Source organism: Neptunicella plasticusilytica (assembly GCF_047922965.1).
Classification (GTDB): Bacteria; Pseudomonadota; Gammaproteobacteria; order Enterobacterales; family Alteromonadaceae; genus Neptunicella; species Neptunicella plasticusilytica.
Map to the genome: position 1 here is coordinate 3656612 of NZ_CP150481.1, position 14565 is coordinate 3671176.

Annotated in this window: 13 protein-coding genes; 8 read left to right on the forward strand and 5 right to left on the reverse strand. The window is 45.8% G+C overall.

Annotation, left to right across the window (positions count from 1 at the left end):
* The first annotated feature begins 5 nt into the window (after positions 1-5).
* From V1467_RS16405 to V1467_RS16420, 4 genes are all read left to right on the forward strand, one after another.
* Entirely contained in the window at positions 6-635 is a 630-nt protein-coding gene (locus tag V1467_RS16405) for an OmpA family protein (RefSeq protein WP_416306048.1), read from the forward strand.
* 259 nt (positions 636-894) lie between these two features.
* The gene (locus V1467_RS16410; protein WP_416306049.1) at positions 895-1626 is read left to right on the forward strand and encodes a substrate-binding periplasmic protein; all 732 of its coding nucleotides are present in this window, start codon (positions 895-897) and stop codon (positions 1624-1626) included.
* A 90-nt stretch (positions 1627-1716) separates the two neighbouring features.
* The gene (locus V1467_RS16415) at positions 1717-2577 is read left to right on the forward strand and encodes a TraB/GumN family protein (protein ID WP_416306050.1); all 861 of its coding nucleotides are present in this window, start codon (positions 1717-1719) and stop codon (positions 2575-2577) included.
* A gap of 17 nt (positions 2578-2594) precedes the next feature.
* Complete coding sequence (locus V1467_RS16420) at positions 2595-3584, forward strand: D-cysteine desulfhydrase family protein (RefSeq protein ID WP_416306051.1); 990 nt, start codon at positions 2595-2597, stop codon at positions 3582-3584.
* Between the two features lie 35 nt (positions 3585-3619).
* On the opposite strand, the gene V1467_RS16425 is transcribed toward V1467_RS16420, so the two are convergent.
* From V1467_RS16425 to V1467_RS16440, 4 genes are all read right to left on the reverse strand, one after another.
* On the reverse strand, positions 3620-4270 hold the full coding sequence (locus V1467_RS16425) for a hypothetical protein (RefSeq protein ID WP_416306052.1): 651 nt from the start codon (positions 4268-4270) through the stop codon (positions 3620-3622).
* A 14-nt stretch (positions 4271-4284) separates the two neighbouring features.
* On the reverse strand, positions 4285-5877 hold the full coding sequence (locus tag V1467_RS16430) for a hypothetical protein (protein WP_416306053.1): 1593 nt from the start codon (positions 5875-5877) through the stop codon (positions 4285-4287).
* A gap of 9 nt (positions 5878-5886) precedes the next feature.
* A complete protein-coding gene (locus V1467_RS16435) occupies positions 5887-7617 on the reverse strand; it encodes a GMC oxidoreductase (protein ID WP_416306054.1) in 1731 nt (576 codons plus the stop codon).
* A 130-nt stretch (positions 7618-7747) separates the two neighbouring features.
* Positions 7748-8353 carry a hypothetical protein gene (locus tag V1467_RS16440; RefSeq protein ID WP_416306055.1) on the reverse strand — a complete coding sequence of 202 codons (606 nt, stop codon included), beginning with the start codon at positions 8351-8353 and terminating at the stop codon, positions 7748-7750.
* A gap of 303 nt (positions 8354-8656) precedes the next feature.
* Here V1467_RS16440 and V1467_RS16445 point away from each other — a divergent pair, with 303 nt between their 5' ends.
* The 3 genes from V1467_RS16445 (at position 8657) to V1467_RS16455 (ending at position 12422) form a co-directional block, all read left to right on the forward strand.
* Positions 8657-9868 (forward strand): MFS transporter, encoded by a 1212-nt coding sequence (locus V1467_RS16445; protein WP_416306056.1) that lies wholly within the window; start codon positions 8657-8659, stop codon positions 9866-9868.
* 233 nt (positions 9869-10101) lie between these two features.
* Entirely contained in the window at positions 10102-10770 is a 669-nt protein-coding gene (locus V1467_RS16450; RefSeq protein WP_416306057.1) for a DUF6064 family protein, read from the forward strand.
* Positions 10771-10790: 20 nt separating this feature from the next.
* On the forward strand, positions 10791-12422 hold the full coding sequence (locus tag V1467_RS16455) for a diacylglycerol kinase family protein (RefSeq protein ID WP_416306058.1): 1632 nt from the start codon (positions 10791-10793) through the stop codon (positions 12420-12422).
* On the opposite strand, the gene V1467_RS16460 is transcribed toward V1467_RS16455, so the two are convergent.
* Positions 12423-13766 (reverse strand): sigma-54 interaction domain-containing protein, encoded by a 1344-nt coding sequence (locus tag V1467_RS16460; RefSeq protein WP_416306059.1) that lies wholly within the window; start codon positions 13764-13766, stop codon positions 12423-12425.
* A 309-nt stretch (positions 13767-14075) separates the two neighbouring features.
* Here V1467_RS16460 and V1467_RS16465 point away from each other — a divergent pair, with 309 nt between their 5' ends.
* Positions 14076-14549, forward strand: coding sequence for a hypothetical protein (locus V1467_RS16465; protein WP_416306060.1), 474 nt, complete (start codon positions 14076-14078; stop codon positions 14547-14549).
* The last annotated feature ends 16 nt before the right edge of the window (positions 14550-14565 follow it).

The window sequence follows — 14565 nt, forward strand, 5'->3', positions numbered from 1 at the left end:
ATAATATGCGTAAACTTGTTGTAGCGGTTATTTTTACCACGTTATCGGTTGGCGGCTGCGCAACCAACGCCAGCAATACTCAAAAAGGTGCCGGTATCGGTGCCGTTGTTGGTGCAGTACTAGGTAAAGCTACTGGTGACAATGCCAAAAGTCGTTATGTATGGGGAGCTGCTGTAGGCGCACTGGCCGGTAGCGCTATTGGTTCCTATATGGATAAACAAGAGCAGGAATTCAGGGAAGAACTGTCAGATACCGGTGTTTCCGTTGAGCGGGACGGTGACAATCTGCGTTTAATTATGCCCGGTAATATCACTTTTGCGACCGGCAGCGCCAATATTGTCAGCAACTTTGGTCCGATTTTGAATGATGTGGTAACGGTATTAAACCGTTTTGAAAAAACCGTTCTGCACGTTACCGGACATACCGACAATGTGGGTAACGATGCTTATAACCAGCAGTTGTCACTTAATCGGGCCAACAGCGTAAAAAATTATCTTATTCAGCATAGTGTTGATGCCCGTAGGGTTACCACTCAGGGCTTTGGTGAGTCGATGCCGATTGCAGATAACGGCACCGAAAGTGGCAGGCAACAAAACCGGCGCGTTGAGCTGACTATTTCTCCGCTGAAAAAATAGTTACCCGACCTAGTTAGTTCTGTCTTCCCGCCAGGATTCTTAATAGCAGGTTCCATACAGCAGCAAATCAGGACTGATTAGCGGACGCTGCGCGGAAACCTGCTGTATACCTACACCAGTTTAAAATGTCGGATTCGGAACCACATAGGTATATGTTCGCAAATCATTGAATTTACGACTAATCTAAGATTATCTAAGTCAGTTTGCCGTCATCGCAATCTGACTTCTATCATGATAAAACCAGATAGTTGGGAAAAGCATGAAGAAGCGCCTATGGATTATTGTTCTGACAATCGGATGGTCACAGCTGACGACAGCCTACGCCAGTTTTAAATTAACTTTTCCGCAAGGACATTACGACCCGCAATATTTTCGCGTTCAAGGCAATATGGCTGGATTTTTGCCCGATCTGATGCGCCATTTCGCCAATGACAGCGGGATCGAGTTTGAAATGGCATCCACCCCGATAAAACGTAATGCACGACTATTGGAGAATGGCCAAGTCGATTTCATTTTGCCATCAAACCCCGCCTGGGCAGATAATCCTTCCGGTAGATTACACTTCTCAGACGCCATTCTTATCAGTCGCTCAGGTTTCGTACGACGAAGCGAAAGCGCTGGAAAACCTTTTGAAATCGTCGCCACTGTTGCTGGCTATACTCTGCCGGAATTAAATTCCCCTTACTCCGAATTTCCCTACCAGTTGATTGAAACGATCGATACAGATGCATCACTAGGTATGCTCAAAGCGGGTCGAGTGGATACTGTCTATGCCCATCTTGATTTTGTCAGAAAGTGGCTGGAACTGAATAAGCTTAAACATTATCTAATCTTTGAGAAAGATGCGGGCTACGACAACTATTCCTACCACCTGGCCACTATTGAATATCCTGAAATTCTGCAAATGTTCAATTTATGGATGCAGGACAATAAGACCTTAATAGACAAGCTGCGTCGCCGTTATTCGGTTGGAACCGAATCCTTGCTGTAATCAACCCCTTACCCGTTTAGCAACTATCACTATCTGGACTAAAACTGATAGACTCTTGTGTTTATCGACCATTTTTCACAGAGGCACGCAGTGCAAAAGTTGTTCACACTCATTATAGCCAGCGCCATCAGTTTTTCAGCATTGGCCGACTCCCCTGTCTGGCAGATTACTAACGGCAACAACAAGCTCTATATTGGGGGCACCATGCATATGCTGACCCAGCAGGATTTCCCGCTACCGACGGCTTTTGATCAGGCTTACGAACAGGCCGAAATACTGGTGTTTGAAACCGATATCGGCAAGCTGCAATCCAGCGAATTTCAACAGCTAAGTATGCAATTGCTTACCTATCAGGATGGCACAACGCTTAGGGATATATTGAAACCTGAAACACTGCAAAAGGTTGAACAACACCTGCAAAGCCGTGGTATGACACTTGATACCGTTATTCATTTTAAACCGGCGTTTCTGGCTCTTATGCTGACTGTTATCGAGTTCAGGATCATGGGGTTAAGCAACGACGGCGTCGATCAATATTTTTATGACCGTTCAGATGATGAACAAAAAGCTCATCTGTATTTTGAAACACCCCGGCAGCAGCTCGAATTTCTGGCTTCTCTAGGAGAAGGCCAGGAAGATCATTATGTGCTGTATTCTTTGGAAGAGATCAATAACGTGCAACAGCAACTGGATAGCATGCGCAACCAGTGGCGCATGGGGCAATTCGATAGTATGGCAAAAGAACTTTTAATCCCTATGCAGCGGGATTTTCCCTCTGTATATAACAACCTGATTTTGAGCAGAAACAACAACTGGATTCCGGCGATTAAACACATGCTGGACACTCCAGAAACCGAAATGATTCTGGTGGGAGCATTACATCTGGCTGGTAAAAATGGGGTATTACAGCAGTTAAAAGATCTCGGTTATCAGCTCACTGAAGTCCATTAGAATCGACGAGGAATACCATGACCTACACACCTATGAGTAAACAGAAGTTAGCTTTTTTGCCCACCCCGGTGGCTGAACTTGAGCAATTAACGGCCCGTTTAGGTGGCCCCAAACTGTACATCAAACGGGATGATCAAACTGGTCTGGCATTAGGCGGCAATAAAACCCGCAAACTCGAGTTTATTTTGGCTGACGCACTGAAAAAAGGAGCGGATACCATCATTACCGCAGGCGCAGGTCAGTCTAATCATTGCCGCCAAACCGCCGCCGCGGCGGCGAAGCTGCAAATGGAATGCCATCTGGTATTGGGCGGAGAGGCCCCGCCAGCAATAACCGGTAACTTGTTATTGGATAACCTGTTTGGTGCCCATGTGCATTGGGCGGGCGAAAATCGTAAAGGTGAAGATATCCCCGAATTAGTCAAACAACTTAAAAGCCAAGGAAAACAACCTTATGTTGTGCCTTACGGGGGTTCAAACGAACTGGGAGCTCTGGCTTACCTGGAGGCGTTTAAAGAATTGCAACTTCAGCAGCAACAGCAGCAAATCTCATTCACCCATATTGTCTTCGCGTCGAGTTCCGGCGGTACCCATGCCGGACTAGCGCTGGGGGCCAAAATATTTAACAGCCAGTGCCAGATTATCGGCATCAATAATGATAAAGGTGAAGGCGATGCTGTGCCGTTACAGGACAAGATCCTGACTTTAGCCAATCAAACTGCAACGATGATCAACGCCCAAGTGAAGTTGGATAGCGCGGATATTCAGCTGAATAATCACTATATCGGGCAAGGTTACGGCGTTATTAGCCAACAGGACAAGGCCGCGATTTCACTATTAGCCACCGCCGAAGGGATCCTGCTAGACCCGGTGTATACTGCCAGAGCAATGAGCGCACTGCTAGATATGATTAGAACCAATCAATTCAGCAGCAATGACAATATCTTGTTCTGGCATACCGGAGGGGCACCGGCCTTGTTTGCCTATGCGGATAAATTAGGATGTTAACAGGGTATGCCGCTGAACGCGTTTTGAGTAATCATTTATTGGTCCGGCTTGATATTACTTTCGTCTTCGGGTTTAACATCAATTATCAGTAATTCCTGCATCGACAATTGATCCAGATACTCTGTCGTCACATTAATGCCGGTGATCAACACGCCGGCAAAATGCTGTGAATAAAAAACCGGTACGCTGATAAAAAAGGAGAATGTTCCGGTACTGGCATCCCAGTCCTCATGGCTAATATACTTTTTACTCGTCGCCGCTGGCTGAATAAATTTTTGCTCGTCACCTTGCCAATAGTCACTGGGTCTTGGGTAAGCCGCTACCAATGCTCCGCTGTCATCTGTCAGCATAATTTCAGAAAAGTGATAGACCGGATCCTGAATATATTGTTTGAACAGCTTGGCGCAAGGATGTTCGATAACCCGATGAACATACTGAACCTGAGTGGGCCATTTTTGATCGATTTGCAAGATGGTCTGCAGTGAATCAGCTTTATGTTGCTCACGGTCAAGGCATTGTTGCACATCTGCAGATTGCACCAGTTGCGTAATCACCTTTCGATGAATTTCTATCACTTGCTGTTTTTTGTCAGCGGCGATACTGGCATTCTGGGTATTCGCCACGCCGGTATTCACCGCTAACATCAATAACACCGCTGTATACAGTAGTTTACCTGTCAGCAACATTGCTCCCTCCCCGATTAGAACTTCATCTGAACCTTACCGCATTCATTCAAGGCATCTTTGAAGTCACCCCAGTTCACCACATCTTCAACAAAATAATCAAACGTACGAGGGGGTTGACCAGGATCATCGCAGCGGTTTACCAAATCCAGAATATACAGAGCTCTGAGCACTCCCTGACGCCGATAACCGCGATCTTTTCTAATCACTATCTGATCTCGCCAAGTGCCGAAATTAATGTAGGTACTGGAACGTAATCCTTCAATATTAGGCTGTTCCTGTAGCGGCATATGCGTATGCCCTTCGCCATGGATCTGGAACTGATAATGGCGATATTCTGGCATAAAGGCGGGAAATCGTCCCATTTCGTTGAGTGTAATGCTTCGACGAAAGAACTGATTCAGAAATTCGATTATCCTCAATAAACTGGCTAGACCTTTAATTTCCAACCCATGTCCCATTGATCTCAACCATTCAAGCAAGCGTTTACCGGTGCGTAATAATGTGCCACGAAACGAAGAGGTAGACTGATAGGTAAAATCCCAACTCAACCACTCGATAATACAATGATATAGGGTTTCTTCAATTATCTTGATGGCCGTTTCGCCTCGCCCGTCACTGCGCATATCACTAGTTTCTTTCAATATTCGGGTCAAGGCAGCATAGGTAGGGCGGTATAAGTCCAGTTCATCCAAAATACTGTTTAGGCGAGTATCCTGGCAGCCATTTTCATCCAGTTGCCTTTTCACCTTATAAATAAAAGTCGATAACACTCCGGCAGCTACCGAATCACCAAAGCAGGGTAATAAAAAAGGCGAATAACCCAGCTGCTGCCATTTTTCTGTTTGCCATCCTTCACTGGCCGACCAACCTGGCAGGCCATCCTCGGCTTTGATACTGCGGCTGTTGTCCTTGTCTCGCCACTGCCCATGGGTAGTAAAAAAACGAAAACCCGTATCACCATAATAAAACGGCATATAAGGTGCGCTGGATAAACTTTCAAACATTGCTTCATCACCGTACATCCGACCTATCAATTGTCTTTCGGCCAGTGAAATATCGTCCAGCCTAATCCCTAACGCCTGTTCATAAAAATAGCTGAGTGCCTGCTGATCACAAAACAATTCCTTATCATGATTACCCAAGGTAATCACGACCTTAACCTGTTTGACCGCCGCTTCTTCTCTCAGTCTTGCAGGCAACGCTTTCAACATATCGAAAAAGGATTTGTGCTTATGCTCGACGATATCCTGAATAATCTGGTTAATCACTGCAGAAAATTCAGCACTGCGTTGCCGCTCCCAGGGATAAATACCGTTTTCGACCCAGCGACTGCTGCGGATCATATCGACAATATCACCATCAAGTACAAACAGTACTTCATCAACATAATAGTTTTTACAGCGTTGCAGAATTGAATTATAAAAAAGTTGCCAGGCATGATCACCGAGATTCTGAAAGCCCACAGTACCATCAGTCAGATGAATATCACTCACCGACACACATAAACGATTACCGCGATTCTCGTCAGGTTGAACAATCCCCTCCAGAAACTGATCAGAACGGTTACTGCTTACTACCGACTGTTTAATTTTTTGCCATGCACTCATAACACTTCCCTATAGTTCGCCTTCGGCATCAGGCGTAATCCCGGTGATCCCTTCAGCCACTCTCTCGGATAACGCGGTAATAGTAGCAACCGGATTGGCTCCAACGGCAGTGGGGACCAGTGAACCGTCTGCCACATACAGCCCGGTATAACCAAATACCTGGCCAAATTTGTCCTTTTCGGCACTGGTTACCCCCTGGGATGGCTCATCGGCCAATCGGCATCCGCCTAATGCGTGCACCGTAACATTGCTACGCATGGGCCAAAGCCAATTGGGAAGAGGTATAAAATGCTTACCCCCCGCCCAGCGAGTAAAGCGTTTGCCCATATCCAAAATGGCCTGGTACAGACTCATATTTTGTTTATACGGCCAGTTAATATTAATCACGCCTGAGCTATCCAGTGCTATTTTTCCTTCACTGTTATCCAGCCCCATGCACAACAATACCGCGCTGTTAAATGACATATCACCTTTGAGTAATTGGCTAAATGCATAACCCACCTTGCCAGTAGTCGCCCCGCCGATAAAACGTTGAATAAAAACCCGGATAGTGCGCCATAGCGCCCGCAAATGGGAAAAGCCGGGCTTCAGGCCTTCGGTGTACCAGGCGGCAAAATTAGGATAGCTGGCATCCTCGAGGATAAAGGCTTTACTTCTGTCAAAATCACTAAACAAATTGTAATCGATTTTTTGGGTAATCACCGGACCGTAGTTAGGATCGGCTGGCTTGTCAGCATTAATTACAAACGCCAAAAAGTCTCCGTTACCAGAAAAGTGCTGGCCAAGCTGTTGATTTATAAGCGGCAAAGTTTGATAAATATCGCGGCAACGCAGCAACAGTTCATTAGTACCCAAGGTGCCTGCCGATACGATCACCCGCCGGGTAACAGCACTGCATTGCACTTTGTTATTAGTCAAATCCAGCCAGTAAACCCGATAGCCCCATTCACCTGTGGCGGTATTATCGTCCTGTCCTTGCTCGTTTAACGGCACAATTTTTTCGGCCACCATGCTGGTTTTAATCTCGGCCTGATATTGATGCTCAGCCACAAACAGATAATTGAGATCGGTGGTATTTTTCGAGTGGGTATTGCAGCCCACGTCACATTCAGCACAATACACACAAGAGGTTTGTACTGCACCGTAGCGATTTTTCTGCTGTACGCCAATATCCAGCGGTTGCTCAAAATCGTTGCCAAAAAACACGTTGATGTCGACGAGTTGCGACTCGCGTCCTTCATGCTTGGCAAAATTCTCAAAAAGTCCGGTGCGGATAATTTGACGTCTGGGATCACTATTTTGCGGCACTGGCCTGGCTCCCAGCACAGACTTCGCCACTTGGTAATAAGGTTGTAAATCCGCTTTCTTACAAGTTTGCGGCCATCGGTGATCAAACACCTCGTCCGGCGGTTGCAAGAATACATTGGCGTAGATCAGCGATCCCCCACCCAAACCGGCACATACCACCGCGTCCATATGATCGAAATGCTGAATATCAAACATGCCGTCCATATCTTTAGTGTCAATATTGGCGGGACGCTGACGGGGCTCCTCGGCAAGGTTCCAGAAATTATTTGCCATATCGTGGGGTTTACGCGGGAATGATCCCATTGGATAGCGTTTGCCGCGCTCTAACAGCATGACCTGCGCTGGCCACTTTTTGGCTAACCTGCAAGCGTTGACTGCTCCGCCAAAGCCACTGCCGATGACAATGGCCTGGTAATCGTATTGCACCGCCATGTTCCCTCCCGTTTTCCCCTATTTGATATTCGTTCCCTGCATTTTCCGACATTTAATAAAAACATGGTGGCGAGGATAAATATCTTTGTTTGTGACAAATTTTAGACAATATCCGCATAATATGCCGGAATTAAAAATGCTTGGCGTAGGTGTCCCACAATTCGCCCATAAAGAAATGGCCGAATTTTCCCACTGTCTTTAACTTATCCGCTGCAGACTCGGCGTTAAGCACGTTAATGGTCGATACCAGCCTGATTAAATCAGTCACGCCCAGACGCAAAATACCGGCTCCTACCACTTGAGCTGACTTATCAGTGCCAGAATGTAATGAGGTATACAAGGTTGTGGTATCTGACCAGAGATCGAAGCCGGTATCATCACGTACTTCTTTTTTGCCGGCTAAATAATATTGCTGACCCTGATGCACAAAACCCAGCTCATACACCATTAATTTGACTGTGGGATCATCACTGGGATAAAACAGGTTGAATAAACCGCTATGCGCTTGGATGCCTTTACCCATTGGCGGAAAGTCAATACTGCCGGACAACCGGCCAGGATGTGCCCGATCCGAGATAAATTGATCAATATCATCAATATCCACCTGAGCGTGCATGGCCAATTCGGTGCCGGCCCATTGCCCCTGCTCACAGCCAATCTTGTAGTCTATGGTCTCTAGCGAAAATCCGCCACTCATGGTTTCTCTGAACTGGATACCCGGGTTAAGTGCTGTCATATGTGTGTTCTAGGGTTCAAAAGATCCCCCCTCCTTGGACTTGTAAGTAAGTTAATCTGCCTTATGGAAAGAAGAGATGCCAGCCAGCAGTATTGAATGAAAAATAAGCAGCCTCTAGCATAGTCAATAACCCATTTTATTGCTTATAAATCCACCAACCTACTTGGTGCACTATTAACTAACCTCAATCCATACATCGAGATCAGGTTAATACTGCTATTGGCAGGATTAGATTGTTCGTATCTCGCTGTTTATATAAACTACGTACTTTATTTAGCCGCAGTTCATGTCAGGCCTTGCTGAATGTTTCTAACCTGGTTACGCCAATTCCCGCCTCTTGTCTGGATCCTGATCATTGGGGTGTTTTTCTCGCGTGGCACCTTTTTTATGGTGTGGCCTTTTATGGCGATTATTTTATACCAGCAATTTGGGCTAAATGAATGGCAAGTTGGCTTGATACTCACTATCGCTGCAACGGTGGCAATATTTATCGGTTTTTACAGTGGCACGCTAACGGACAAATTCGGGCGGCGAAATATGCTATTGGCGGCCGGTTTACTGTCGATAGGTGGATTCTCGCTGCTGGCCGAAGCTGAGGCACTGGTTCTTTATGCAATAAGCATGATCTTGTGTTCGGTCAGCAAGGAAATATGGGATCCGGCGGCCAAAGCACTGATGAGTGACCTACTACCACAAATGGAGGTACGCGAATTTGCCCTGCAGTTTCGCTATTTTGCTATCAACGTCGGGGCGGCCGTGGGTCCTTTAGCTGGTGTCTGGCTAGGCATTACTGCCCAACAAACGACTTTTTATGCGACTGCATTGGTATTTTTGATACTCACTTTAGCTGTATTATGGGGATTTCATCTAAAGCCCGGGCTGGACAAACAATTCACTAAAAATCCTTTCAGCCTAAGTAAGACGATGGGATTACTGGCACGCGATCAGACGTTTCTGCTATTAGTGCTGGGCAACATTCTGGTGCTGTACATATATGCCCATATGGATACCTCATTGATCCAGTATCTCAATCATGCTGGCATGCCTGAAGTGGTTGAACTCATTAGTGCCATTATTCTAACCAATGCACTGACTATTATTCTGTTTCAATTTATTCTGCTTAAACTGCTGGGTAAATACAGCCTTAACCAGCGAGTCTGTTTCGGAATGCTACTGCTGGCACTAGGACAGCTGATGTTAGCAATAAACCCAATCAATCTTTATTGGGGCTGGATAGCCGCTATTTTTGTGATGAGTCTGGGTGAAGCCATTTTGTTTCCAACTATGAATATTCAGGTCGACAGGCTGGCACCCAGTCATATGAAAGGTGCTTATTTTGGCGCGGCGTCACTATTTTCGCTGGGATTTGCCTTCGCTCCATACGCAGGTGGACTGATCCTGAAACAATGGGATGGTCCTACCCTGTTCTATTCCAATGTACTGCTCTGTGGAGTGGTATTATTGCTTTACTATCTGGGTAAATTTGCTCGCCGTCCCGATTTTAATCAACAATAGTCCAGTGGCTGCTTATCTTCTCTACAGAAGAAATGATGTAGCATTGTAAAGTTCTCTATCCCTTTGATTTTTGGCCTATTTATTGCTTTGCATTAGCGATATGAGTTTAACCGGACGAAAACGCCGTTTGTTTTTCGTACGCCAACACTGATGTTTGCAAGGCATTTTCAGGAGTCGATTCATATATTCTGCATCATCAAACCGGTAACCGAAAATGAAACGGAGTCAATATTGTGACGGATTCGTCTACTAGCGCATTGTCAGATTTTTTTACATTGAAGGTCGATAACTATCTGCAATTTGTTGCAGACTACAATCACCAAAGCTGGCCCTTGCAAATTTCTTCCCTGATCATTTGTTTATGGTTGCTGTGGTTGTTGCACCAGAACAATCGCAGTAAAACGGTGTGCCGGATTATGGCAGCGTGCTGGATTTGGGTAGGCGTGTATTTTCACTACCATTTTTACCTGCCTTTAACCCCGCTAGCCAGTATTTATGCCGTAGCCTTTGTGGTGCAAGGACTATTATTTATTTGGCTTTCCAGCAAGATCCAGTTTTATTCTCCCTACTTTCACCGATACAGCAAAATCGGTTACGCCGGTCTGGCATGCTGCATGCTGTTACCCACATTGGCCGCCTCTTTCAGCGGGCAAAGCTGGTGGCATATTCCGCTAGTTGGCATGATGCCCACCCCCACCGCTCTGGCGACACTGTCACTATTGTTGTTAACCGGCTCAAAATATCGGGGACTGCTTGCTGTAATAGCATTTTGCTGGTGTATGATTGCCGGTATTACAGCTATGATGAATAATATGCCTTGGTGGTTTGTCGCTCCGCTCGCAGCGATAGCAGCCTGTGGGTTGATCATTGCAGAACGACGCAAACCGGTTGAAGTACATTAGCCAAACTGTTTAAGGATGATATGTTTATTGTAAAATACTATCTCGCTGGCGCCCTCAGCGCCTTGTTCATAGCCTTCATCATTCCCAACTGGTATATTGCACTCCTTCTCGGCTGGATTGGTTTATCGCTATCCTGCGTCAGCGCTGCGTATTTATTCAGCACGCCACAGTTATTTCGCAAAAAGCAGAACGGCAGTATTCCAATTTATATTCGCTGGCTCTTTATTCCTTATCTGTTAGGCATTCATTTCTACAATATGTGGGCCAGAAGGACCGACAAAGTCCCTCCGATCCAGAAAGTAAAACACAATTTGTTTCTGGCATGTCGTCTGTTTCCATCCGATATTGACGAACTAACCCAACTTGGCGTAAAGGCTATTCTGGATGTTACCGCCGAATTTGACGGGCTGGACTGGACGGCACAGTCGGAAGATCTTGCCTATCTCAATGTGCCGGTGCTGGATCATCAAAGCCCGTCTCAGACCGAACTGCTCAAGGCCGTAAATTGGATAGAAAACCAGCGCAGAGCCGGAAAAGGCGTAGTGGTACATTGTGCATTGGGTCGAGGCCGTTCCGTTCTGGTAGTGGTGGCCTATCTGCTGAGTAAAAATATCAATTTATCCGTTACACAAGCACTGAAAAACGTACAGGGTGTCAGACGTACTGCTGGTCTGAACAAGTTTCAACTTAAAGCATTGAATAAAATACACCAGAAAAAACATCTGGATTTGCGTGACCAGGCTTGGATAATCGCCAATCCAGTTTCCGGAGGCGGAAAATGGACGGAGAATAAAGAGGAAATTGAACAACGCCTTAGTCCATTTTTGCAGTTGAAAATGGTCGAGACCACCAAAGAAACTAGCGCCCGTCAGCTCGCCCGTCAGGCAATTAATAGTGGTGCCACAACTCTTATCGCCTGCGGTGGGGATGGCACTCTGACCGACGTCGCCCAGGAACTGGTCAACACCGATTTGACTTTGGGCATTATCCCGATGGGAACAGCAAATGCGTTAGCCCATGTATTGCTGGGCTCCAACAGCAAAATCATGCCTATCGAAGTCGCGTGCGACAATATTATTGAGCATACGGTGCGGCGTATTGATACAGCCAATTGTAATGGGCAGTTGTTGTTACTGGTAGTGGGCATCGGTTTTGAACAACAGATGGTCGAGCTGGCCAATCGGGAAGAAAAGAACCAGTTCGGTCAACTGGCCTATCTTCAGGGATTGTGGCAAGCAATGAATCTGAACCACTCGATGACGTTTGATATTCAAATAGATGATCAGGACAAGCAGCAAATCGAAGCTTGCAGTCTGGTTATTGCTAATGCTGCGCCCTTTACTACCGTATTAGCGCAAGGTGGAGGAGAACCGGATATTGAAGACGGATTACTGGATGTTACCTGGTTGCCTCCCTCTGCAGGGATTGGCGAAAACATGTTTAGTTTGTCCGAATTGGCCTTGTCGGGTCTATCAACAGAATATCGTTCTGAACACGTCAAACATATGCACGCCCGCAAAATCCATATTGAATCAGATCGGACAATTCATTATGTAGTAGATGGCGAGACCTATTCGGCAGAGAAGTTAGTGATCAAAGTTAATCCTACGTCACTCAACGTTTTGGCTCCCCTTAAAGCGGAAAGTCAGTAATCAACTATCCTGATATTTTTCCAACTTGTTGTAGAGCGTTTTAACACTAATACCTAATTGCTCGGCGGTATCAGATTTATTGCCGAGATTATCATTAAGGGTTTTTTCAATCGCAATTCGCTCCATCTCCTGCAGCGGCATGCCAGCAGGAATAGCAGCGTCTGTTTGTGCTATTTCACAGTCAGTGACCTGATCGAGTATTAAATGTTCGGGCAGAATGACCTCGTCAGAGAGAATATAGGCCCGCTCGATAACGTGCTTGAGTTCCCTGACATTGCCGGGCCAACGATGCTGGGCTAAAACATTCAGGGCCGTTTCCGATACCTGTTTAGTCTGGTTATCTTTGGCATTGCGATAAGCCAGAAAATGTTTAGCCAGGCCGACAATATCATCTCCTCTATCCCTAAGTGGCGGAACGTTTATCGGAAATTGGGACAATCTGAAATACAAATCTTCGCGAATAAAATTATTAGCAATGGCTTCAGCAGGATCCCGGTTAGTCGCTGCGATGATACGAACATCAGATGCGATCACCTTGGAACCACCTACAGGACGAAACTCACCGGTTTCCAGCACCCGCAGTAATTTAACCTGGTGTTCTATAGGCATCTCGGTAATTTCATCCAGCAACAAGGTGCCACCTCTGGCCTGTTCAAACACACCTTGGTGATCTCGATGAGCGCCAGTAAACGAGCCTTTTACATGACCAAACAGTTCACTATCAACCAGCTCCGGGCTTAACGCACCACAATTTATCGCCAAAAAAGGACCTTCACTACGCTCGCTGGCCAGATGAATAGTATTGGCTACCAATTCTTTACCCGCTCCGCTCTCGCCAATTAACAGCACACTGGACGAGGTCGCTGCAACTTTACGAATAGTCCGGTAGAGTTTGCGCATAGTTCGTGAAGAGCCAACCAACAGACCGAACTGGTCAAGTTCACTGGTTTCGATTTTTTGCGTATTCGGGCTGGTTGCGCTCAGGTCTTCAAAAATATCACCAATGGTTTCTTCGATAATGGAGATATCATATGGCGTGCGAAAATGGTAACCCACGCCTTTTAACATGGCATTATCTATGTATTCATTGGGTTCCCCGTCACTTAACAAGATCAACTCAACGCTATGCAGCTCATTGCTGTTAATCAGCCGAATATATTCTTGTTCGGTAAAAGAGCCAATTTCAATCAGTGCCACGTCGGCGTCGACGCTAGCTAACTGCTCTATCCAGCTTTCGCTTTGATTACTTTTGGCCAGCATATACTTTTTCGCCACGCCTGAATTCAGTATAGCTTGCTCAATAGCTGTTTGATGCAAATGGAAAAACAGTCTAGGTCGTGGCATTAAGTATAATTCCTGTTGGGTTAGATAATTTGAAGCAATAAAAAAATAGTCATCAAGATAAGACCCCTGTTTGCGAATTTATTCAAGTATTAATTACTTTTTTGCAAATCCCCAAGCCTGATTGAGTTTTTTAAACACAATCTACCGCCCTGCAACATTCTCCTTTAAGTGTTGTAAATATTACCTGTCACTCGTCCTAGTTTAACTCCATCTACAAAGTTAAATGTTATAAATCATCGAGTTAGCAATATGGCATAAAGATTGTGTGTATTTTAGGTTGTCACTAAAAACTTTCCCAGAGGAGCAATTATGCCAGATGTATCTTCTGACTCACTCGCCAGCAAAGATGAAATGTCTGCAAGCCATCTACTTGCAATATGTCGGGATGGTGAGCAGTTCTATATTCATGCTGCAGACTCGGTGGAGAGCTATTCGATCAAAAGTGCCTTACAGCAAATGGCGCTCGCCAGACGGGAAATGTTGCAAGAAGTCACCACACATCTTGAGCTACAAGGCTACGATTGCAATCAACCTTCAGCCGAATCGGATAACATGAACCACTGGTACCACGAAGCCATCAATCAGGTTTGGGACTTTACCGATATGACAGTGCTTGAAAAACTGCGTACTCTGGAAGCAGATAATTTGCAGTTGCTGATCAAACGAACCCGAACCGCATCAGATAAACATACTCGTGAGTTGATGGCGAACGTCGCCGCCCGCTTCCAGCTATGCCTTGACTTACTGGATGCCATTATCACCAAACAGCAAAATAGATGCTGAGCAATTTTCAAGATTA